The sequence below is a fragment of the Vreelandella aquamarina genome (genome assembly GCF_900110265.1).
Classification (GTDB): Bacteria; Pseudomonadota; Gammaproteobacteria; order Pseudomonadales; family Halomonadaceae; genus Vreelandella; species Vreelandella aquamarina.
In genome coordinates this window covers 1-20,157 of the sequence record NZ_FODB01000019.1, presented here as the reverse complement: position 1 = coordinate 20,157, position 20,157 = coordinate 1, and the positions used below count along the sequence as shown (strand labels likewise).

Below are 20,157 nucleotides of genomic sequence, written 5' to 3'. Positions count from 1 at the left end.
TTTGCAACAAACGGATGACAGGGCTGGCGCCCTGTCATCCGTTTTTTTGCTTTACTCTATCGTTTGAAACGTTACTGACGCTTCGCGACCAACGTTAGAATGTCGTAACTGGCAACCAACTCATCATTCTGATTGGTCACCGCCACATCCCACATCACTACGCCTTGCGGGTGCCCGTCAGGAGACGCTCGGCCCTGATCAATCTTGCGCTTACAGGTGAGGCGGGCGCGGATGGTGTCGCCAACCAGCACCGGCGTAATAAAGCGCAGCGTATCCAGGCCGTAGTTTGCCAGTACCGGTCCTTCGCCTGGGTAAACGAACAAGCCAGCGGCTGCCGACAGTACAAAGTAGCCGTGGGCAATGCGCTGGCCAAACTGGGTCTCTTTGGCGGCAATATCGTCGAAGTGCATGTAGAAGTGGTCGCCGGAGAGGCAGCCAAAGTTGACGATGTCGGCTTCAGTGACGGTGCGGCGGTGGGTTAACAGTGACTCGCCCACCTGCAGGTCATCGAAATGGCGGCGGAACGGGTGAACGTCAGTTTCCAGCACCTTCGCGCCACGCACATACTCCCCGGTGACTGCCGCCACCATCGTGGGCGAACCCTGGATAGCAGTGCGTTGTAGATAGTGGTGTACCGCGCGAATGCCGCCGAGCTCCTCGCCACCGCCTGCGCGGCCAGGCCCACCATGCTTGAGCATCGGTAGCGGAGAGCCGTGACCCGTAGACTCCTTTGATGCCTGAGCATCTAGAATGTGCAGGCGGCCGTGCTGGGCGGCTAGCACGGGGATCATTTCGGCAGCAATGGCGGGGGTTTTGGTGGTTAGCGTGGTTACCAAACTACCCTTGCCCTTGGCGGCAATGGCTAAGGCCTCATCGATGCCGTTATAGGGCATTAGCGTCGCGACCGGACCAAAGGCTTCAATGTCGTGTGCGCCGCCGTCGTTTAACGGGTTACGGTTGATCAGTAGGTGAGGAGAAATAAACGCGCCGTTTTCCACGCTCTGGCCGACAGCCTTGAAGTTGCCGTCTCTGCCGAAAACGCACTCACTGGTTTCCAGCAACTGTTCGATAGCCTCGTTCACATCACACAGCTGGTCGCTGGAAGAGAGTGCACCCATGCGCACGCCCTCTTCATGGGGGTCGCCCACTACGATGCTTGAGAGACGTTCTTTAATCATGCCTGCCAATGTAACCAGATGCTCAGCGGGTACGAGTACCCGACGGATCGCCGTACATTTCTGGCCTGCTTTAGCGGTCATTTCCTTGACCACTTCTTTGGCAAAGATCGCGAACTCTTCATCTTCAGGGCTGATATCTGGTGCCATGATCGCGCTGTTGAGCGAGTCCGCCTCGGCGTTGAAAGGAATGCTCTTGGCCATAATATTAGGGTGGCTTTTTAGCATTAAGGCGGTGTTGGCCGAGCCGGTAAAGGTGACAAAGTCCTGCTCTTCTAGGTGATCCAATAAGTCACCGGCCCCACCGACCACCAGCTGTAGTGCACCTTCCGGCAGTAGGCCAGAATCGTTGATCACGCGTACCGCAGCTTCGGTCAGGTAGCTCGTCGCGGTGGCTGGCTTGAAGATACACGGCATGCCAGCCAGAAAAGCGGGTGCGAACTTCTCTAGCATGCCCCAGATAGGAAAGTTGAAGGCATTAATATGCACCGAGACACCGCGACGAGGCACCAGAATGTGGGTGCCGTTGAAATGGTTCTCTTTACCTAATTGAGTCACCGGGCCTTCGTGGGCCACATTGCCGGAGGGCAGTTCTTTGCGGCCCGTAGAGGCGTAGGTAAACAGCGTGCCGAAACCGCCGTCAATGTCGATCCAGGAGTCGGCCTTGGTGCAGCCGGTGTGGTGAGATATGGCATAAAGCTCACGCTTACGCTCTTGGATATAGGCTGCCAGCGCCTTAAGAATGGCGGCCCGCTGCTGAAAATCCAGCGCCAGAATGTTTTTTACGCCGGTGTTGCGGGCATACGCCACCGCTTCGCGAAAGTTGATCTCTTCTTGGTGGGTATGCGCAACGGTGGTGCCGTTGATGGCGCTGATCAGCGCTTTGGACTCGGTTTTGCCAAACCATTGACCGGCAATGTAACTCTGTAAAACTGGCATCGCGTGTTCTCCCGCCCGTCTTTTTGGTATCAGTTGTTGGTATCAATTGTTGGTATCAGGATAAACAAAGCCGACGCGATCGCCGGCTTTGGAGGTAGATGGTGACGGGCTTACACCTCGTCAAAGTCGAGCACTACCTTGTCGCTGATCGGATAGCACTGGCAGGACAGTACGTAGCCGGCATCTATTTCGTAATCTTCCAGGGCGTAATTGGCGTCCATTTCCACCTCGCCTTCGATCACTTTTGATTTACAGGTGGAGCACACGCCGGCCTTGCATGAGAACGGAAGATCGGCCCCATGCTCGTTACCCGCGTCCAGAATATTCTGGGTGTTGCGGGGCAGGTTATATTCGATGGTGCGGCCGTCGATAATCACTTTGATGTGCGAAGTTTCTGCTTCAAGCTGACCGGCTCTGGTTGCCTGGCGGCGCTTGGCGCCTGCTGTCGGTAGCCCAGTAGTGAACAGCTCAAAGTGCACCTTTTCCTTTGGCATTCCGTGTTGGGTCAGGACATCGCGCACGATCTCGGTCATCTCTTGCGGGCCACAGATAAACGCAGCGTCGAGCTTGGGTACGTCTACCCAACGGTCAAACAGGGCGTTGCACTTATCGGCATCGATACGGCCGTTGTAAAGATCGATTTCATGTTGTTCGCGGCTGAACACGTAAATGATGTTGAGGCGTTCGAGGTAACGATCCTTGAGATCCTGCAGCCGCTCGCGAAACAGCGTGCCCGTGGTGGAACGGTTGCCATAGATTACGGTAAAACGACTTTTCGGCTCGCTTTCCAGGGTGGTGGAAACAATCGACATGATGGGGGTAACGCCGCTGCCAGCGGTCACCGCCAGATAGTGCCCTTCACGGCTAGGGTCGAGAGGCACGAAGAACTTGCCCTGAGGCGGCATCACTTCCAGGCGATCACCGGGCTGCAATTGCTGGTTGGCAAAGGTGGAAAAGCTGCCATCTGGCACCAATTTAACCGCAACTCTCAGCTCATGCTCGTGAACGCCGGTGCAAATGGAATAAGAGCGGCGGACATCTTCGCCGTCGATATCGTGGCGCAGCGTTAGGTACTGCCCTTGGGTGAAGCGAAAGGCGTCCTGCAGGTCGTCGGGAATGTCGAAAGCAATGGAAACGGCATCATGGGTTTCCTTGCGCACATCTTTGACGGTCAAGGCGTGAAATCGGCTCATGGGAAATGGTCTCGTCGTTTTACAGACACTTGAAATAATCGAAAGGCTCCAGGCAATCGCGGCAGCGGTAGAGCGCCTTGCAAGCCGTAGAGCCGAATTCGCTGACGCGTTCGGTCGCGTTGCTGCCACATAAAGGGCAGGGCACTACCGGGTCAGACTGGCCCGTCAGGCTACGTTTGCTGGCACTTCCCACCGGTGGTGCGATGCCATAGGCGCGCAATTTTTCGCGCCCGGCGTCGGTCAGCCAGTCGGTCGTCCAGGCGGGTGATAGGCGGCGTTGAATTAGCGGGTCTGAGTAGCCAGCGGCCACTAGCGCTTCATGGATATGCTGTTCGATGACTTCCGTAGCCGGGCAGCCGGAGTAAGTTGGCGTCACGTTGACCGCCAACCGACCGTCCACCCAATCAATATCGCGCACAATGCCCAGCTCAACCACGCTGACCACCGGAACTTCCGGGTCTGGCACTTCCTGTAAAACGGCCAGCACGGCGTCGACATCGCCTTTTTCACCGGCTGGCGGCAGCCCGCTGCGGTCGCTGCCGATCAGGTCTCTGGAGGGCCAGTCATCAATAGGCCCGTCACCGATAGGTGTCGACGGTGGGTTACCAGACGGTCGCATCAGGATACGTCCTCGGCAGGTATTGCATTTCCGCCAATAGAAAGCCCAGGTGCTCGGTGTGATGGCCGACTTTGCCGCCGGTATACATCCAAGCGTCGTAGGAAGGACGCTCCAGCGTGGCTTCCTCAAGCACCTCTTCCACGGTTGCTTTCCAGCGGGTGACCAGGGTTTCCGGGGCAGGCGCGATACCGGCTTCTAGCATGGCCTGATCAATCTCGTCGAACTGCACCAGCTCGCCGGTGAACTGCCAGAGGTTGTCTAGGGCGCGCTGCATGCGGGTGTGGCTCTCTTCGGTGCCATCGCCCAGGCGAATCACCCATTCGGAGGAGCGGCGTAGGTGGTACGTCGCTTCCTTAAGTGACTTGGCAGCCACTTCAGCAATGCGAGGGTCGCTGGACTGGGCCAGCCCATCAAGCAGGTGCACGTGCCATGCATCGAACAGGAACTGGCGTCCCATGATGTCGGCGAAGTCACCGTTGGGCTGCTCGACGATCAACAGGTTGCGAAAGTCCTGAGCGTCGCGGCGAAAGGCCAGATGGTCGGCATCGATCTTGCCAGTCATCAGTTCAGCAGCCATCAGTTCAGCAGCATAGCCTAGCCAGTTGCGTGCCTGACCGAAAAGGTCGAGACCCACATTCATTAGCGCCATTTCTTCTTCCAACGCAGGGGCCTTGCCGCACAGCTGCGCGTGGCGCTGACCTAGTACCAAGGCGCTGTCACCAAGACGCAGCAGGTAATCGATCAACGGTGTTTGTGTTTTTTGAGCGATGTTTTGATGAGCCATGTTTTTCTGAGTTGTGTTCTGCTTAGCCACGTTTTGCATTACAGCCTCCCTCCTCACATGTGGCCGACTTCTTTCGGCAGTTTGTAGAAGGATGCGTGGCGATAGACCTTGTCGTTAGACGGGTCGAACAGCGGCTCTTTCTCATCAGGGGAAGAGGCGGTGATTTCGCTAGCCGGAATAATCCAGATGCTCACCCCTTCATTACGACGGGTGTAGAGCTCGCGGGCGTTTTCGATTGCCATGCTGCGGTCGGCGGCATGTACGCTGCCAACGTGCTTGTGGTTAAGACCGTGCTTGCTGCGTATAAAAACTTCGAAGAGGGGCCAGTCAGCCATGAGAGAAGCCTCAGTGGTCAGAGGAACCCCGTGCCGTGGGGCTCCCTATTGTTTTAAGAAATCAGTTTCGAGGTATTAGTTTCGAGATATCAGGCGGCTTTGCGTTGACGCTTGGCGGCATAAGCCACGGCGGCTTCACGTACCCAGGCACCGTTATCAATGGCGCTACGGCGTGCTTCGATACGTTCGCGGTTGCAAGGGCCGTTGCCTTTAACCACGTCGAAGAATTCCTGCCAGTCGATTTCACCGAACTCGTAGTGACCGGTCTCTTGGTTATATTTGAGATCCGGGTCAGGCGCAGTGCAGCCCAGCAGCTCTAGCTGCGGTACGGTTTGGTCGAGGAAGCGCTGGCGTAGCTCATCGTTGCTGTGACGCTTGATCTTCCAAACCATTGATTGGGCACTGTTAGGCGAGTTTTCGTCGGACGGGCCGAACATCATTAGCGATGGCCACCAGAAACGGTTAATAGAGTCCTGAACCATGGCTTTCTGGTCGTCAGTGCCTTCTTGCATCATGGTCAGCAGAATCTGATAACCCTGGCGCTGGTGGAAGCTTTCTTCTTTACATACGCGAATCATCGCGCGCGCATAGGGGCCGTAAGAAGTGCGCTGTAGCGGCACCTGATTGACGATGGCTGCGCCGTCGACCAGCCAACCGATGGTGCCCATGTCTGCCCAGTTAAGCGTCGGGTAGTTGAAGATGCTGGAGTACTTAGCGCGGCCGTCGTGAAGCTTGTCGATCTCTTCGTCGCGGTCGGCACCGAGGGTTTCCATGGCGCTATAGAGGTACAGGCCGTGACCCGCCTCATCCTGAATTTTGGCCATCAGCTGCAGCTTGCGCTTAAGGGTCGGCGCACGCGTCAGCCAGTTGCCTTCCGGAAGCATACCGACGATCTCTGAGTGAGCGTGTTGAGAGATCTGACGGACCAATGTCTTGCGATAGGCGTCCGGCATCCAATTTTTGGGTTCTATCTTAATTTCATCATTGATGCGCTCTTGGAACTGGCGTTCCTCAGGGCCCATCTCGTCAAGTGACTTAAGTTTGCTAGTACCGGTTTCAACGAGCTGCGCGTACATAGAGACCTCCGCGGCGTCGGACTATCAGGGAGTGTGACTTATCTTGTTTAAAGTATAGTGACACAAAATATTTTATCAATAAGTATTTTTATGTGTCACTTTAAGACTTTGTGATTACGGATAAAGCCAATGTGGTTGGTTTAAAAAGGAAAAATGACTGAATTTAAGTGATTCTTAATGTTCTATCTTTTTTCATCAAAGCTGGCTGTTTGGGAATGAAAAAGCCCTTGCAGGGTTGCCTGCAAGGGCGTCGGTCTGAGTTTCAGTCTCGGTCTATGGCGATGCGCCGCTGTTAAGCAGGGGGCGAAATTAGCGCAGATCTTTAACGCGTCTGGCCTTACCCAGCGAGCGCATCACGCTCTCTACCTGGCACACCTCAACCTGGGTGCTGATACCAATATACGTCTTGATAGCATGCTGTAGCTGTTTCGCTGCTTGCTCACAGGCCGTGGGGTCGCGGGCGATGTCATGATTGCTCGCCTCGACACGCACAAGCACCATATCCATATTGCCTTTGACTTCCTTCAAATTTCCTCTGCAGGAGACACTCTTGCCGTCGACTAACATTTCCCTTTCCAGGTGTGCACCCAAGTCACTCTCAGAAACAGCACTAGTCAAGGCGCTGAACGCTATGCCTGGTGCGCCGGGGGCAAAAGGCAGTCGAGAGCGACCTCGTAAAGTTAGAACTGGTTATGGATAGCCAATACTTGGGATTTTGAGTGTTTTTAGTACTCTATGGTCTCTGAGTGTGAGGTATTTGATTTTATGTCATCGGGTGTGAGCCACATGCGCTTATTATCGAGTGTCTCGAAGAGGTTCAGTTGATCTTGATAGTGAGGTGAGGCGTTGCCGTCAGGCGCAATGAAGCCTGACTGGCCTGGCGCGGCGACTTCATAACCTGAGACCTGCCCATTAGAGAAGATGGTCATGTTGTTTTCTGTGCCACGGTTCATGGCATGGTGTATTTGTATCGCTTCTTCTTCACCGGCTTGAGGTACTCTTAAGAAATTAAGGTGGGAGAAGGTAGTATGAGTAACGGCGGTACGCCAAGCGCTCATTTCATCTCCCTGTTCCTCTTTTAGCGACTCTACAGATTCGGTCAAAGCATTGCGCATCAGCACTTTAGGGTCTTTGCCTCCGAAAATATCGAAGCCAATAGTATCGCTCTCACCCTGAAGTGCATGATAGAGCACCTTGGCAGCTACCGAGATATTTGTGCTGCCAGGAGAGCTGCCGCCGGGCTCTAAATGTCCAGTGTTAAGAAACCAAGCGTTATGAGCCTCAGGGAGAATGTTGCTGTAGATTTGTTCAATAAGATGCATGAGCCAGGCTCTATACAGCGGGACGGCAGGAGAATCGTAGTAACCGTCGCCAGTTTGGTCGATCTCGCGATGATCCCAAGTGGCTAGAAGCTTGATGGCATCTAGCAGCTCGGGGGCATCAGCAGCTTCTACTGCTTCTACTAGCCTAGGAATGAAGAAGCGTGCGCTGGGATCAATGAAGGAAGCCTCCATCATCAACTCCCAGGCTTCTTGTCCAGAGAAGCTTTCCTGCTCCTCGATAGAGTCGAACAAAGTCTGGACCCTATCCGCTTCATGCCATGCATACCACCACATATCAGGATTTGGCATGCCCTCTGCTGCGCGTTGGTTCCAGTTGGCAATATAGCCAGTTGAAGGATTAATCACCTGTGGATTGGTTTCGAAAGGCATGAATCCCGGCCAGTCATAATTACCATAGCCGGGCGCCGGGAGCCTGCCGTCATGTCCTGGAGCGCGTTGGGGGTAGCGACCACCCATTACATAGGCGATGTTTCCTTCTTTGTCGGCATAGTACAAGTTGACATTGATTGCTGACTTCGAAGCCTCTTCTAGCCACTCGGCGTGATTATTAGCATTAGTAATATTGTGCCAGGCCATAAGGGTTGCCATCTCATGGCCTTCCCAGCCACGGGCCTTGGCATATGCAACACCCTCGTCAGGACGGTAGTCAACTACTGCACCGTGGTGGGAGCGATACACAGTTAGTTCATGGCTCTTCTGGTCTCGCACATTGATGGTTTCTACGCGGCTGTCCAAGTCGTGATAATCATCGCCTACGAGATAGCGCTCCGGTTCGCTGGGATCCAGCTCAAGGCGGAATAGATCAACGTTGTCAGCGGCACCCCAGGTGCTGCCCCAAGTGATTGAATCATTATGACCAAACATTATCATTGGGTAGCCAAAGGGGCTATTTCCAACAGCGTTATATCCTGCGCCATGCAGCCCTACAGAATAGGTATAAGCAGGTTGGTAAAAGCCAAATTGTGGGCCGTTAATTAGGATGGACTCTGCGCTATCACTGCGATCAGAACCAAGAATCAATAGGTTGCTGAAAGGGCGCTCATAAAGATTAGGCAGCTGTAAGGTACCTCCGCTTGCTGCGAGGTAGGTTTCATTTTCCGGGGCTTGGAAGAAAGTAATCGATTTGCTGGTCTTATCATCCAGAGAAAATGCACCATCCCTGAGCTGTGGGTCCCAGTCACCGTGAGGAATGGTAGTTGGTGCAGCTGGATCATAAAAAGTCAGCAAAAGGTCAAATAATGCTTGGCCTTTCTCCTCGCCATGCATCTCCACTAAGTTCATGAAAATTTGCTGATTTTCTAACTCTGTGTTGTAGTCGCCAAACCTGTTGACCATAGTGCCGATGAAGATCATGGCTACGTCGAATGAACTCCAAGGGCTTGGCTCGAAGCCAGCATCAATGAATTGCTTCGGCATCAGGGTTTCTGGGTTTGCTTCGATGGCTTCTAGCCAGCGGTTGATGCCGTCAGCATAGCCTTGGAGAATATCATGCTGCTCATCAGGCAAAGATTCTAGCTGGGCGTGTATGCTGGCTGGGTCATAGTGTTTTCGGATGCCAATATCGAAATCGAGATAGTCAGAACCAAGCACCTCGGCTACCTTGCCTTGGGTGCTGCGGCGAGTTATCTCCAGCTGGTAGAGCCTGTCTTGGGCTATGGAGTAGCCATAGCCAAAAAACAGTCCATAGCGATCATCGGCAAATATATGGGGAGTGCCGTAATTATCGCGTTTAATAGTAATCTCATCGGCCACTACTGGTGTTGTAGCACCGATCAAAAGTGCGAGGGCAGTGGTGCCGACTAGGGTAGGCAGGCGAACATTTTGCATTAATGTTTATCCTTATTTTTGGCCTGGGGGAAACACGACGATAAACGAAGCCTGCCATCCTCGTGCTGAGGCGGCACAGCACGAGGAGGCAACTTTTAAGATAGGTGAATTAGCGCAGATCTTTAACGCGTCTGGCCTTACCCAGCGAGCGCATCACGCTCTCTACCTGGCACACCTCAACCTGGGTGCTGATACCAATGTACGTTTTGATAGCATGCTGTAGCTGTTTCGCTGCTTGCTCACAGGCCGTGGGGTCGCGGGCGATGTCATGATGATTCGCCTCTACCCGCACCCGCACCATGTCCATATTGCCTTGGCGGCTGACTTCGATCTCGTAATGGGGAGAAAGTGACGCGATCTTGAGTAACTGCTCTTCAATCTGGGTGGGGAACACGTTCACCCCGCGAATGATAAGCATGTCGTCGCTGCGGCCAGTGATCTTGTCGATGCGGCGCATGGGGCGCGCGGTGCCCGGCAGCAGGCGGGTCAAGTCGCGGGTGCGATAGCGAATCACCGGCAAGCCTTCTTTGGTTAGGGTGGTGAATACTAGCTCGCCGTATTCGCCGTCTGGCAGAACCTCACCGCTGATCGGGTCGATGATCTCGGGGTAGAAATGATCTTCCCAGATGGTTGGACCATCTTTAGTCTCCAGGCACTCCATGCCCACGCCCGGACCCATTACCTCGGAGAGGCCGTAAATATCGAGGGCGTCGATGCCCAGACGCTGCTCTAGCGCAGTGCGCATGCTGTCGGTCCAAGGTTCGGCACCGAAAATGCCGGTGCGCAAGGGCAGCGTATGAGGGTCGATGCCTTGGCGCTCCATCTCGTCAGCGATGTTGAGCATATACGAGGGGGTGACCATGATGATGTCCGGCTGGAAATCACGAATCAACTGAACCTGTTTCTCAGTCTGGCCGCCCGACATGGGAATCACCGCGCAGCCCAGGCGCTCGGCACCGTAATGGGCGCCCAGCCCGCCGGTGAACAGGCCGTAGCCATATGCCACATGCACCTTGTCGTTGCGGCTGCCGCCAGCGGCACGGATTGAGCGCGCCACCACATCGGACCACACATCAATATCCTTCTGGGTGTAGCCCACCACCGTTGGTTGCCCAGTGGTGCCGCTGGAGGCATGGATACGAACGATCTCGCTCATCGGCGTGGCCAACATGCCAAACGGGTAGTTGTCGCGCAAATCAGCCTTGGTGGTGAAAGGCAGTTTGGCGAGATCCGCCAGCGTCTGGATATCGTCGGGATGCACCCCAGCCTTGTCGAAAGACTGGCGGTAGAACGGCACATTGTCGTAAGCGTGCTTCAGGCTCCACTTCAGGCGCTTGACCTGAGTGGCGCGCAGCTCGTCGACGCTGGCGGTTTCCAAGGGGTCGAGAGTCGCAGAGTCGATACGCGTAGCGGGCTGATTCATCAGGGATCTCCGGTCAAGCAAGTTGTTATTGGGCTAACGTTTTATGAGCCATGGTCTGGTTTGTGGTCTATGAAGTAGTGGTCTATGAAATCGGCTTATAAGCGCTCAATGATCAGAGCAATGCCCTGTCCGACCCCGATACACATGGTGCATAGCGCAAAACGCCCTTGCCGACGTTCGAGTTCATGCAGTGCCGTGGTGACCAGCCGAGCGCCGCTCATGCCTAACGGGTGGCCTAGCGCGATGGCGCCGCCATTGGGGTTAACGTGTTCGGCATCATCGCTAAGGCCCAGGTCGCGCATGACCGCCAACGCTTGAGCAGCGAAGGCTTCATTGAGTTCGATAACGTCCATCTGATCGAGGGTCAGCCCGGTCTGGGCGAGTACCTTGCGGGTGGCCGGGGAGGGTCCGAACCCCATAATGCGTGGCTCCACCCCGGCGGTGGCCATACCCACCACACGAGCACGTGGCTTGAGGCTGAAACGTTCGGCCTGCTCAGGAGATGCCATTAGCAGCGCACAGGCACCATCGTTCACGCCTGAGGCATTACCGGCGGTGACGCTGCCGCCTTCGCGGAAGGGCGTGGGTAGCTTGGCAAGCTGCTCGGCAGTTGTGGTAGCGCGCGGGTGCTCATCGGTATCCACCACCAGCGGGTCTTGTTTGCGGCGGGGGATTTCGACCGGAACAATCTCTTCGGCCAAGCGGCCAGCCTCGATAGCGGCGGCGGTACGCTGCTGGCTGCGTAGGGCGAAGGCGTCCTGGTCTTCCCGGGAAATACCAAACTGTTCGGCCACGTTTTCAGCTGTTTCGGGCATGGAGTCCACGCCGAACTGGGCTTTCATGGCGCGATTGATAAAGCGCCAGCCGATGGTGGTGTCGAAGATATCGGCTTGGCGTGAGAAGGCTTGTTCCGCCTTGCCCATCACAAAGGGCGCGCGGGACATTGATTCCACCCCTCCGGCGATCATCAGCCCCGCTTCACCGGTCTTGATGGTGCGGGCGGCGTTGCCGATCGCATCCATACCGGAGCCGCAAAGGCGATTAATGGTGGTGCCGGGCACCTCGACCGGAAGCCCGGCCAGCAGCGCGGACATACGCGCCACGTTGCGGTTGTCTTCCCCTGCCTGGTTGGCGCAGCCGTAAAAGATATCGTCAATCAGCGACCAGTCGACGCTCGGGTTGCGTTCCATCAGGGTGCGCATAGGAATGGCTCCCAGGTCATCGGCACGCATGCTCGAAAGCGCACCGCCGTAGCGACCTACCGGGGTACGAATGGCATCAATGATCAGCGCGTCTTTCATTGGTTATCTCCAACAGCAGTATCTTCCAGGCGGCGTACGCTGCCGCGAATTTTGTAGGAACGCCCGCGAAACAAGGCAATGGTATCGCCGTGCTGATTGCGCAACGTAATGTCGTAAATGCCGGTGCGCCCACGGCGGCTACGTTCTTCGGCGGTGGCGGTCAGTTCGTCGCCTAGCTGGCCGGGGCCGAGGTAGTCGATACTGCAGCCAGCGGCCACGGTGGCTTCATCGTAGCTGTTGCAGGCAAACGCGAAGGTGGAGTCGGCCAGGGCAAACAGAAACCCGCCATGGCAGTTGCCGTGCCCCTGTACCATATCCTGGCGCACGGTCATGGTCAGTTCTGCAAAGCCGGGGGCGACACGGGTTATGCGCATGCCTAGCCCTTGGCTGGCATGGTCACGGGCAAACATTGCCTCGGCACAGGCTTCCGCCAGCTGCTGTGGGGTCAGTTGGGAATCACTCATGAAAGCTTTCCTCGCTCAGGGCGTTGCGACGCAGCAGGAACGAGCTGCGATAACGCTCTTCGCCGTAGCTCTGCTGCAGGTGCGTGAGGGTGCGGTTGACGAAGGCTAAGCCTAGCAAGTCCGCCCAGGCCAAGGGGCCGCGTGGGTAGTTAACGCCAGCTTGCATGGCTAGGTCGACATCCTGGGCGCTGCAAACACCTTGCAATACGGCATCGGCGGCTTCGTTGGCGAGCATGGCCACGGTACGCAACACCACTAGACCTGGCGTATCGGTCAGCCAGACGACATCCATTCCCAGACGCTGGAAGAAGGCGGTGGCCAGTTGGCAGGCCTCGGGCGATGTGGCGTGGCTGGCAGAGAGCGCGATGGCCCTGGCACTGCGGTAGTCCAAGCACAAGTCGAATAGCACCAGTGCTTCGAGCCCTTCGTTGACTGCGCGTTCGGTGGCGCAGCGCCCGTCGCTGAGTGCCATAACTAGGTCGCCTAGGTGCAAGCGAGGCGTGCCGTCCTGATGCAGCGATACTCGACGAACCACATCGAGTCCTGTTTCCTGGGCGCGTTCCAGCAGCGGAGCGATCACCCCAGGGTCGCCCTGCACCACTAGCGGCGGTAATTCAACTTGCGCTGGGCGCGCGATGTTGGGCTGAGGCTTGATAGCGCCTCCTTGCTGTTCTTCGCGATAATCGAAGAAGCCTTGACCAGACTTGCGTCCCAGGCGTCCAGCTTCGACCAAGGCGTGCTGCACCAGCGAGGGTTTGAAACGGGTGTCACCGTAATAAGCGTCGAACACCGAGCGGGTCACCGCATAGTTAACGTCATGACCGATCAGGTCCATCAGCTCGAAGGGGCCCATGCGAAACCCGCCGGCCTCACGCAGCAGCGCATCCAGAGTGGCGGCATCACTAGCACCTTCTTGCAACAGTCGTAACCCTTCAGCATAGAATGGTCGCGCCACGCGGTTAACGATGAACCCAGGAGTGGAGCTGGCATGCACCGCAATCTTGCCCCAAGCGTTGGCGGTAGCGTAAAGGGTGTCAGCAACCTCAACGGTTGTCGCCAGACCAGATACCACTTCCACCAGTTTCATTACCGGAGCAGGGTTGAAGAAATGCAGCCCTGCCATGCGCTCGGGGTGTTCTAGGTTCGCAGCAATAGAAGTAATCGACAGCGACGAGGTGTTACTGGCGAGCAAAGTGTCAGGCGAGCACAGGGCTTCTAGTTGGGCGAATACCTGGCGCTTGATCTCAAGTTCTTCAAGAATGGCTTCGATTACCAAGTGGCTCTGGGCCAAGGCATCCATACTCTCAGCAGGCTGCAAGCGCTCAATGACGCTAATAACATCGCCTTGAGTCATCTTTCCTTTGGCGACGCGCCTTTCTAACTGGCGGCGTATGTTGTCGATACCGGCGTTAGCGGCACCCGGTTGATTGTCATACAAGACCACCGAATGGCCAGCCTGGGCGGCAACCTGGGCGATACCGGCACCCATAGCACCTGCGCCGACCACGCCAATAACTGCGGACATGGGAAGGGCTGACATCTCATTCTCCCTTGAAGGTGGGGCGGCGTTTCTCCATAAAAGCGCTGACGCCTTCGCGGTAGTCCTCGGAGCGCCCAGCCAAGCGCTGCAGGTCGCGCTCCAGGTCGAGCTGTTCATTGAAGCTGTTATCGCTGCTGGCGTGCAGAGCGCGTTTGATGAGCGCCAAACCTCGCGTCGGCTGAGTTGCCAAGTGGCGAGCCATGGTCATGGCTTCTTCTTGAAGCGCCTCATCATCAACACAGCGCCAGATCATGCCCCATTGTTCGGCTGTCTCAGCGGGGAGTTTGTCGCCGAGCATCGCCAAGCCCTTGGCGCGCGCCATACCTACTAAGTTAGGCAGGGTCCAGGTACCACCAGAGTCTGGGATCAAGCCGATCTTACAAAAGGCTTGAATGAAGCTAGCCGAACGCGCCGCCAACACGATGTCGCAGGCCAGGGCAATGTTGGCGCCGGCACCTGCCGCCACGCCGTTCACTGCGCAGATGGTGGGAAAGGGCATGTCTTTTAGAGCGCGCAGCATGGGGTTATAGCGTTTCTCTAATGACTCGCCTAGGTCGGGAGCTTCCTCGCCGGGTGCTACGCTACGGTCGGAAAGGTCCTGGCCGGCGCAGAAACCTCGGCCGCTCCCGGTCAGCAACAGAGCGCGAATGCTCGGGTCCTGGCGCACAGCCTTGAGCGTCTTGCGCATCTCGGCGTGCATCTCAGTATTGAAGCTGTTCAGGCTGTCGGGGCGGTTCAGCGTTATGCAAGCAACGCCGTCCTCCACGGTGTAAAGCAGGGGCGCTTGGCTCATGGTTAATATCCTTGTGTCAGTGCCCTTGAAAAGTGGCAGGTCGTTTTTCTTGGAAGGCGCGAATGCCCTCTTCACGGTCAGCAGTGCCTGCCAGTAACGTGAACGCATGACGTTCAAAGCGCAGGCCGGTGGCCAGATCGGTATCCATCGCTTTGTGCAGCGATTCCCTTGCCAAGCGCACCGCCAGCGGTGCTTTGGAGGCGATATGAAGTGCAATGGCCTTGGCGCGCTCTAGCGTCAATTCGGGTTGGGTAATCTCGCTAACCAAACCAGCCTCGAAAGCCCGGCGAGCGGAAATCGGCTCGCCGGTAAGCACCATCTGAGTAGCGAGTGATTTACCCACCGCTCTAAGCAGGCGCTGGGTGCCACCAGCGCCCGGCATGATGCCTAGGTTGATTTCCGGCTGGCCAAACAAAGCGTTTTCTCCGGCAATTATGATATCGGCATGCATGGCCAGCTCACAGCCACCGCCCAAGGCGTAGCCGTTGACGGCAGCAATAATCGGTTTGCGAAAATGCGTGATGGTCTTCCAGTGGTGCTGCCGAGGGTCTTCCAACATACCGACCAAGTCACGTTCAGCCATCTCGTTAATATCCGCACCGGCGGCGAAAGCTTTCGTATTGCCAGTAATCACTACAGCGCGAACCTTGTCGTCACTATCAGCGTCGCTCAAGGTATCGGCAAGTTCGCCGAGAAGCTGCGTATTAAGCGCATTCATTACTTCTGATCGGTTCAGAGTGATGCATAGAACGCCTTCCAAGGGCGGAGTTATTTTTAGAGTAATGGGCATTTTTTCCTCAGTTCGGCCTGTGGCGCACAGGATGAATATCTGCTGAGTATAGGTTTATTTTGATACGCATCAATATTAGTTTGTTGTTATTAATGTGTCGCTTATTGCTTTTTCTGGTGATTTTTACAATTTTAACAATGACTTGTGTGTCTTTTTTACAAGCAGGCAATGGTCATTAGACCATGGTATGAAAAGTAGGTGTACGGCTAAAATAGTGGTCCTTAGCCCGTTCACATCGAGGATTTCGTTGTTGGTTCATTTGTTTTTAAGTAAATGGTGCCAGGGAAAGCATTTGATGTTTTGTTACGGGAAAGATAGTCTTCAGATATATAGCGTATCAAAAAAATAAGTGAGTGCAGGAGCGCCCCATGACACAATCAGCGCAGCAGTTGTTTGACCTTCATCGTGAGATCCTTGACCAAGCTGTCGACGCTATCTCTAGCCGTAGTTTTTGGACGCCCTACCCAGAAAGCATGCGGGAATACCCCGAGGTTGCTGTTAAAGCGGCGCCGTCTCATTTCGAGTCACTGCTTAGTCAGCCATTTACGCTTAATGGAGTTGGCAACACTCAGCAAATAGGTGGTGAAGTATCACCTTATGGATTTGAACTCGGCATTACTTATGGTCAGCCAGACACCAAAGCGCTGATGGCGGCTATGCAAAAGGCAATGCGTGATTGGAGGGATGCGGGAGCAGAAGCGCGTGTGGGGGCGTGCCTGGAAATCTTGTCGCGTCTTAATGCCATGAGCCCGGAGATTGCCCAGGCAGTGATGCATACCAGCGGGCAAGGCCCGATGATGGCATTTCAGGCGGGCGGGCCTCATGCACAGGATCGCGGTCTCGAAGCTGTGGCCTATGCTTGGCAGGCAATGACGCAGACCCCTGCTACCATGCAATGGGTCAAACCCCAGGGCAAACATGACCCTTTAGTGATCGATAAGCGTTTTCACATTGTGCCGCGTGGTATCTCGTTAGTAGTAGCCTGTTCCACCTTCCCTACCTGGAATACTTATCCTGGACTGTTTGCCAGTTTAGCAACCGGCAACCCAGTCATTCTTAAGCCGCACCCCGGCGCTATTCTGCCCGTGGCGATGACCGCACGCGTTGCTCAAGAGGTACTTGAGGAAGCAGGCTTTGACCCTTGTCTGGTTAGTTTGGTACCCGATACTGTCGATGCGCCGCTTACCAAGACGTTGGCGCTTGACCCTGCGGTTAAGTTGATCGACTTTACCGGCTCCAATGCTTTCGGTGACTGGCTGATAAAGAACGCCACCCAGGCCCAAGTGTTCGCCGAGAAAGCTGGTATCAACTCGATCATTATCGATAGCGTGGCTAACCTTAAATCAGTTATGGCGAATCTTGCCTTCTCGCTGAGCCTTTATTCTGGGCAGATGTGCACGACCCCCCAGGCCATTTATGTGCCAAAGAGCGGCATTGAAACACTGGATGGCCATTTGAGCTTTGACGATGTGGCAGCAGCGCTTGCGAAAGCCGTTCAAGCATTTCTGAGTGACAACGACCGAGCCTGCACGGTGTTGGGTGCCCTCCAATCGCCCGTGACGGAAGCCAGGATTGATAAATGCCGCGGCTTGGGTGAAATAGTACTGGATAGCGAGCCGCGAGAGCACATTCAGTTCCCCAAAGCACGCACTCATACGCCGCTTATTCTCAAGGTGGGGGCAGAGCAAAAGGCCGCCTATAGTGAGGAGCGCTTTGGCCCCATAAGCTTCATCGTCGCGACGGAAAGTACCGCGCATAGTATTGAGCTGGCGCGTGATGTCATACGGGAAAAAGGTGCGATAACCCTAGGTGGTTATACAACTGACGAAACAGTAGCCGAGCAGTTCGAAGAACTTGCTATGGAGGTAGCAACCCCGCTCTCGCTGAATTTGGATGGAGGGTTATTTGTCAACCAGTCGGCTGCTTATAGTGACTTTCACGCCACTGGTGGAAATCCGGCGGCGAATGCCTCTCTGTGCAATCAGGCCTTTGTTGCCAGCCGTTTCGTGGTGGTGCAAAGCCGCCGCCACGGTCAATCCAACTAACGGAGAATGTTATGCCTTATTATCGACTTGAAGGGGTAACACCGGTGGTGCATCCGACGGCTTATGTTCACCCTACTGCAGTATTGATCGGGGATGTGATTGTTGGGCCCAATTGTTATGTGGGCCCAGGAGCAGTCATGCGCGGTGATTTTGGTCGATTAGTGCTTGAAGAGGGAGCGAATCTTCAAGATACCTGCGTGATGCACGGCTTTCCAGGCTGCATCACGAAAGTCGAGAAGGATGGTCATATTGGTCATGGTGCTGTCTTGCATGGCTGTGTCATAGGGCGTGATGCCATGGTTGGCATGAACGCAGTAGTGATGGACGGAGCCATTATTGCTGAGCGATCTATCGTTGCAGCGGCTGCGTTCGTCAAGGCTGGTTTTGAGTGCGCTCCCCAGTCGCTAGTGATGGGGGCTCCTGCAAAGGTTAAGCGAGAGTTGAGTGGCGAAGAGTTTTCATGGAAACAGGAGGGTACTAAAGAATATCAGCGCTTAGTGACGCGTTGTCGTGACAGCTTAGAACCCTGTGAGCCGCTGGCTGAACTGGACGCTGATCGTCCTTCTTTGTTGGCTGGTGATACTCAACCCAAGCAGCAAACATTGGAAAAATCACCACGTGTATGATTTTTAAATAACATTCTTCCTCGCCCTAGTATTCGTTGAATGTTGGGGCGAGAAACATCAGCAAAAATCCGCGTGAACCCTCGCCCACTCGGGCGTATAGGGAGCAGTCACTCTAGTCCACCGAAACGCTGATAGAAAGCAGGGCCCGGAGCGGGTAGAGGACCTTCGGCCGTTTCCAAATGCTTGTTTAGCCATATCTCTGTACGTTGGTACAACAAGCGGTAGAGGTTTCGGCACAATTGATGTGCATAACGGCCTTCCCATGAAGTGGGCAAAAGCTCATCAGGCAGGAGGGGGTCTCGTAGCTGTACTTTACGATATTCATGTATAAGTAGCGTTCGAGCAATAAAGGACTCTTCTTGGCTTAAGTCATTGTCCGTATTTAAAGCATTCCAAAGCGGGCGGAATTTGGTTAGAAAACGATGATAGAGTTCGGCCAATTCGTCAAGATTCCAACTCTCCCTTACTTGCTGGCGCATGGGTTTGCTTGTCATGGGCTCCATAGTCTGAGTTTGCATGACGATAGTATCATCTGCCGCATTTAGCTCTTGTAATGCCACCATGGTTTCAGCCCTTGATAAAACAGGGTGAGCCAGCACGCCTTGAGAAAAGTTACCGAACCCTAACCATTCGAGCTCGTCCCGAATTTGCTGGCGCTTCTCTGGAGGTAACTGTGTTAAAAAGGCAAGCGTCCATTGGCCCGACCAAGATGGCTGTGCTCCGTGGTAAACACGCTTGAAGGCTTGCTCAAAGCGACGCCGCCCAGGGCCACTTAATCGATAATAGCTTCGGCGGCCTACCTTTTCACCCTTCAGCCAAGTCTCATGAGTTAGCCGATAAACGGATGTGCGCACCAATCGTTCATTGATGCCGATCGGTTCTACAAGCTTGGAGAGGCTTCCTAGCCATACAGTACCGCCACGGGGGACGATAGAGTCGCCGTAGATAGTGATAATGAGCGACCCCGCACGAAGGGGGCGACGCTTCTGAAAATCATCAATAAGGGTAGCGACACAATCTTTCGCGGCTGACATGGCGATGGCAGAGTTCCTTTGCAATTTAGCTGCCAAAAAAAGACAGAAAATGTTAATGATCAGAAGCAATAGTGTATCACTATTTTTTTTGAGGGGCATATCCCCTTGATAATAGGCATTTACTACCACCCTAAAATTTTAAAAAATGGGGTTTTATGTATCGAATGCTAGGCGGGTGTTTGCATGTGTGCTTATTGCCCTTCACGGTAGTATGCTTTTGCTCAGTAACAGTGGGCATCAGCTGACAGCACCATGGTTTGTGCGCTTAATTAGCTGCAAGCTATTCGGTATTCGATGCCAAACCGCATCAAATCTTTCAAAGCAGAACATCACAGCCTCAGTCACCAATCAAAAATGGATAAGTCACATTTTTGGCAAAAGACGAAGGCTGGATTAACCTAGTAGTGTTCAAGATGATCATCACAAGGTTGTTCCACCTATAACCGGGTAACCCTATCATGGCAAGAATGTCCGGAGACATAAGCCTCGTATTAATAGAAAATATCCTGAATCCGTGAGACCGGCCCCCGGAAGCACTTCTAACCCACTGACCTGCATGGCAATATAGCCATTATCGCCATTCACCCAGACAGTGCCATGCCCAACATAAAGTTCCGCGCCAGTCGCCGCACCCTCACCAGCCACGCCGGGCTGTCCATCATCGGGCAATGCTTCGAGATCGCTGGCGTCGACAGCATCGACAGCCGCTTCCCCACCACGCTGGGCATGCGCACCAGTGACGTGATCAAGAGCTACCTGGGCCTGCTGTGTCTGGGCATGAGCGACTATGACGCTGTCGAGAACTTCCGCCGCGACAAGCCCTTCCAACAACTGCTGACCCTGCAGAAGG

17 protein-coding genes and 1 pseudogene are annotated in these 20,157 nt (G+C 54.9%); 3 read left to right on the top strand and 15 right to left on the bottom strand.

Annotated elements, in window-relative coordinates; genetic code table 11:
* Nucleotides 1-71: 71 nt before the first annotated feature.
* The 14 genes from paaZ to paaF all read right to left on the bottom strand — a co-directional run bounded on the left by paaZ (nucleotide 72) and on the right by paaF (nucleotide 15,602).
* Nucleotides 72-2,114, bottom strand: coding sequence for a phenylacetic acid degradation bifunctional protein PaaZ (gene paaZ, locus BMY49_RS06985; protein ID WP_089675269.1), 2,043 nt, complete (start codon nucleotides 2,112-2,114; stop codon nucleotides 72-74).
* A gap of 110 nt (nucleotides 2,115-2,224) precedes the next feature.
* Entirely contained in the window at nucleotides 2,225-3,307 is a 1,083-nt protein-coding gene (gene paaE, locus BMY49_RS06980) for a 1,2-phenylacetyl-CoA epoxidase subunit PaaE (protein WP_089675268.1), read from the bottom strand.
* A 19-nt stretch (nucleotides 3,308-3,326) separates the two neighbouring features.
* Complete coding sequence (gene paaD / locus BMY49_RS06975; RefSeq protein WP_244154929.1) at nucleotides 3,327-3,926, bottom strand: 1,2-phenylacetyl-CoA epoxidase subunit PaaD; 600 nt, start codon at nucleotides 3,924-3,926, stop codon at nucleotides 3,327-3,329.
* Nucleotides 3,910-4,710 carry a 1,2-phenylacetyl-CoA epoxidase subunit PaaC gene (gene paaC, locus BMY49_RS06970; RefSeq protein WP_089675299.1) on the bottom strand — a complete coding sequence of 267 codons (801 nt, stop codon included), beginning with the start codon at nucleotides 4,708-4,710 and terminating at the stop codon, nucleotides 3,910-3,912. The genes paaD and paaC overlap by 17 nt, the downstream gene beginning before the upstream one ends.
* 53 nt (nucleotides 4,711-4,763) lie before the next feature.
* Complete coding sequence (gene paaB / locus BMY49_RS06965; protein ID WP_089675267.1) at nucleotides 4,764-5,045, bottom strand: 1,2-phenylacetyl-CoA epoxidase subunit PaaB; 282 nt, start codon at nucleotides 5,043-5,045, stop codon at nucleotides 4,764-4,766.
* An 89-nt stretch (nucleotides 5,046-5,134) separates the two neighbouring features.
* Complete coding sequence (gene paaA, locus BMY49_RS06960; protein WP_089675266.1) at nucleotides 5,135-6,121, bottom strand: 1,2-phenylacetyl-CoA epoxidase subunit PaaA; 987 nt, start codon at nucleotides 6,119-6,121, stop codon at nucleotides 5,135-5,137.
* Between the two features lie 309 nt (nucleotides 6,122-6,430).
* A complete protein-coding gene (locus BMY49_RS06955; RefSeq protein ID WP_244154928.1) occupies nucleotides 6,431-6,628 on the bottom strand; it encodes an acyl-CoA synthetase family protein in 198 nt (65 codons plus the stop codon).
* A gap of 218 nt (nucleotides 6,629-6,846) precedes the next feature.
* Nucleotides 6,847-9,291, bottom strand: coding sequence for a penicillin acylase family protein (locus BMY49_RS06950; protein ID WP_089675264.1), 2,445 nt, complete (start codon nucleotides 9,289-9,291; stop codon nucleotides 6,847-6,849).
* Nucleotides 9,292-9,400: 109 nt separating this feature from the next.
* A complete protein-coding gene (paaK, locus tag BMY49_RS06945) occupies nucleotides 9,401-10,714 on the bottom strand; it encodes a phenylacetate--CoA ligase PaaK (RefSeq protein ID WP_089675263.1) in 1,314 nt (437 codons plus the stop codon).
* A 95-nt stretch (nucleotides 10,715-10,809) separates the two neighbouring features.
* Nucleotides 10,810-12,015, bottom strand: coding sequence for a 3-oxoadipyl-CoA thiolase (pcaF, locus tag BMY49_RS06940; RefSeq protein ID WP_089675262.1), 1,206 nt, complete (start codon nucleotides 12,013-12,015; stop codon nucleotides 10,810-10,812).
* A complete protein-coding gene (gene paaI / locus BMY49_RS06935) occupies nucleotides 12,012-12,479 on the bottom strand; it encodes a hydroxyphenylacetyl-CoA thioesterase PaaI (protein ID WP_089675261.1) in 468 nt (155 codons plus the stop codon). Before paaI ends, pcaF begins: the two co-directional genes overlap by 4 nt.
* Complete coding sequence (gene paaH / locus BMY49_RS06930; RefSeq protein ID WP_089675260.1) at nucleotides 12,472-14,019, bottom strand: 3-hydroxyacyl-CoA dehydrogenase PaaH; 1,548 nt, start codon at nucleotides 14,017-14,019, stop codon at nucleotides 12,472-12,474. The genes paaI and paaH overlap by 8 nt, the downstream gene beginning before the upstream one ends.
* Before the next feature lies 1 nt (nucleotide 14,020).
* Entirely contained in the window at nucleotides 14,021-14,812 is a 792-nt protein-coding gene (paaG, locus tag BMY49_RS06925; RefSeq protein ID WP_089675259.1) for a 2-(1,2-epoxy-1,2-dihydrophenyl)acetyl-CoA isomerase PaaG, read from the bottom strand.
* Nucleotides 14,813-14,828: 16 nt separating this feature from the next.
* Entirely contained in the window at nucleotides 14,829-15,602 is a 774-nt protein-coding gene (paaF, locus tag BMY49_RS06920) for a 2,3-dehydroadipyl-CoA hydratase PaaF (RefSeq protein WP_089675258.1), read from the bottom strand.
* Nucleotides 15,603-15,970: 368 nt separating this feature from the next.
* Here paaF and paaN point away from each other — a divergent pair, with 368 nt between their 5' ends.
* Together paaN and paaY are read left to right on the top strand one after the other, a co-directional pair.
* Nucleotides 15,971-17,647, top strand: a complete 1,677-nt coding sequence (gene paaN, locus BMY49_RS06915) for a phenylacetic acid degradation protein PaaN (protein WP_089675257.1) — start codon at nucleotides 15,971-15,973, stop codon at nucleotides 17,645-17,647.
* 11 nt (nucleotides 17,648-17,658) lie between these two features.
* On the top strand, nucleotides 17,659-18,273 hold the full coding sequence (gene paaY, locus BMY49_RS06910; protein WP_089675256.1) for a phenylacetic acid degradation protein PaaY: 615 nt from the start codon (nucleotides 17,659-17,661) through the stop codon (nucleotides 18,271-18,273).
* A gap of 107 nt (nucleotides 18,274-18,380) precedes the next feature.
* Here paaY and paaX read toward each other — a convergent pair whose 3' ends face one another.
* The gene (gene paaX / locus BMY49_RS06905) at nucleotides 18,381-19,307 is read right to left on the bottom strand and encodes a phenylacetic acid degradation operon negative regulatory protein PaaX (RefSeq protein WP_089675297.1); all 927 of its coding nucleotides are present in this window, start codon (nucleotides 19,305-19,307) and stop codon (nucleotides 18,381-18,383) included.
* A gap of 597 nt (nucleotides 19,308-19,904) precedes the next feature.
* Here paaX and BMY49_RS06900 point away from each other — a divergent pair.
* Nucleotides 19,905-20,157 (top strand): annotated as a pseudogene (locus tag BMY49_RS06900) (IS1380 family transposase); the annotation flags it as partial.

Coding starts and splice junctions, on each gene's coding strand:
- paaI (WP_089675261.1), bottom strand. CDS start 12,479: ATGAGTGATTCCCAACTGACCCCACAGCAGCTGGCGGAAGCCTGTGCC.
- paaX (WP_089675297.1), bottom strand. CDS start 19,307: ATGTCAGCCGCGAAAGATTGTGTCGCTACCCTTATTGATGATTTTCAG.
- paaH (WP_089675260.1), bottom strand. CDS start 14,019: ATGTCAGCCCTTCCCATGTCCGCAGTTATTGGCGTGGTCGGCGCAGGT.
- paaE (WP_089675268.1), bottom strand. CDS start 3,307: ATGAGCCGATTTCACGCCTTGACCGTCAAAGATGTGCGCAAGGAAACC.
- paaC (WP_089675299.1), bottom strand. CDS start 4,710: ATGGCTCATCAAAACATCGCTCAAAAAACACAAACACCGTTGATCGAT.
- paaD (WP_244154929.1), bottom strand. CDS start 3,926: ATGCGACCGTCTGGTAACCCACCGTCGACACCTATCGGTGACGGGCCT.
- paaB (WP_089675267.1), bottom strand. CDS start 5,045: ATGGCTGACTGGCCCCTCTTCGAAGTTTTTATACGCAGCAAGCACGGT.
- BMY49_RS06950 (WP_089675264.1), bottom strand. CDS start 9,291: ATGCAAAATGTTCGCCTGCCTACCCTAGTCGGCACCACTGCCCTCGCA.
- paaF (WP_089675258.1), bottom strand. CDS start 15,602: ATGCCCATTACTCTAAAAATAACTCCGCCCTTGGAAGGCGTTCTATGC.
- paaK (WP_089675263.1), bottom strand. CDS start 10,714: ATGAATCAGCCCGCTACGCGTATCGACTCTGCGACTCTCGACCCCTTG.
- paaA (WP_089675266.1), bottom strand. CDS start 6,121: ATGTACGCGCAGCTCGTTGAAACCGGTACTAGCAAACTTAAGTCACTT.
- pcaF (WP_089675262.1), bottom strand. CDS start 12,015: ATGAAAGACGCGCTGATCATTGATGCCATTCGTACCCCGGTAGGTCGC.
- paaZ (WP_089675269.1), bottom strand. CDS start 2,114: ATGCCAGTTTTACAGAGTTACATTGCCGGTCAATGGTTTGGCAAAACC.
- BMY49_RS06955 (WP_244154928.1), bottom strand. CDS start 6,628: ATGGATATGGTGCTTGTGCGTGTCGAGGCGAGCAATCATGACATCGCC.
- paaY (WP_089675256.1), top strand. CDS start 17,659: ATGCCTTATTATCGACTTGAAGGGGTAACACCGGTGGTGCATCCGACG.
- paaG (WP_089675259.1), bottom strand. CDS start 14,812: ATGAGCCAAGCGCCCCTGCTTTACACCGTGGAGGACGGCGTTGCTTGC.
- paaN (WP_089675257.1), top strand. CDS start 15,971: ATGACACAATCAGCGCAGCAGTTGTTTGACCTTCATCGTGAGATCCTT.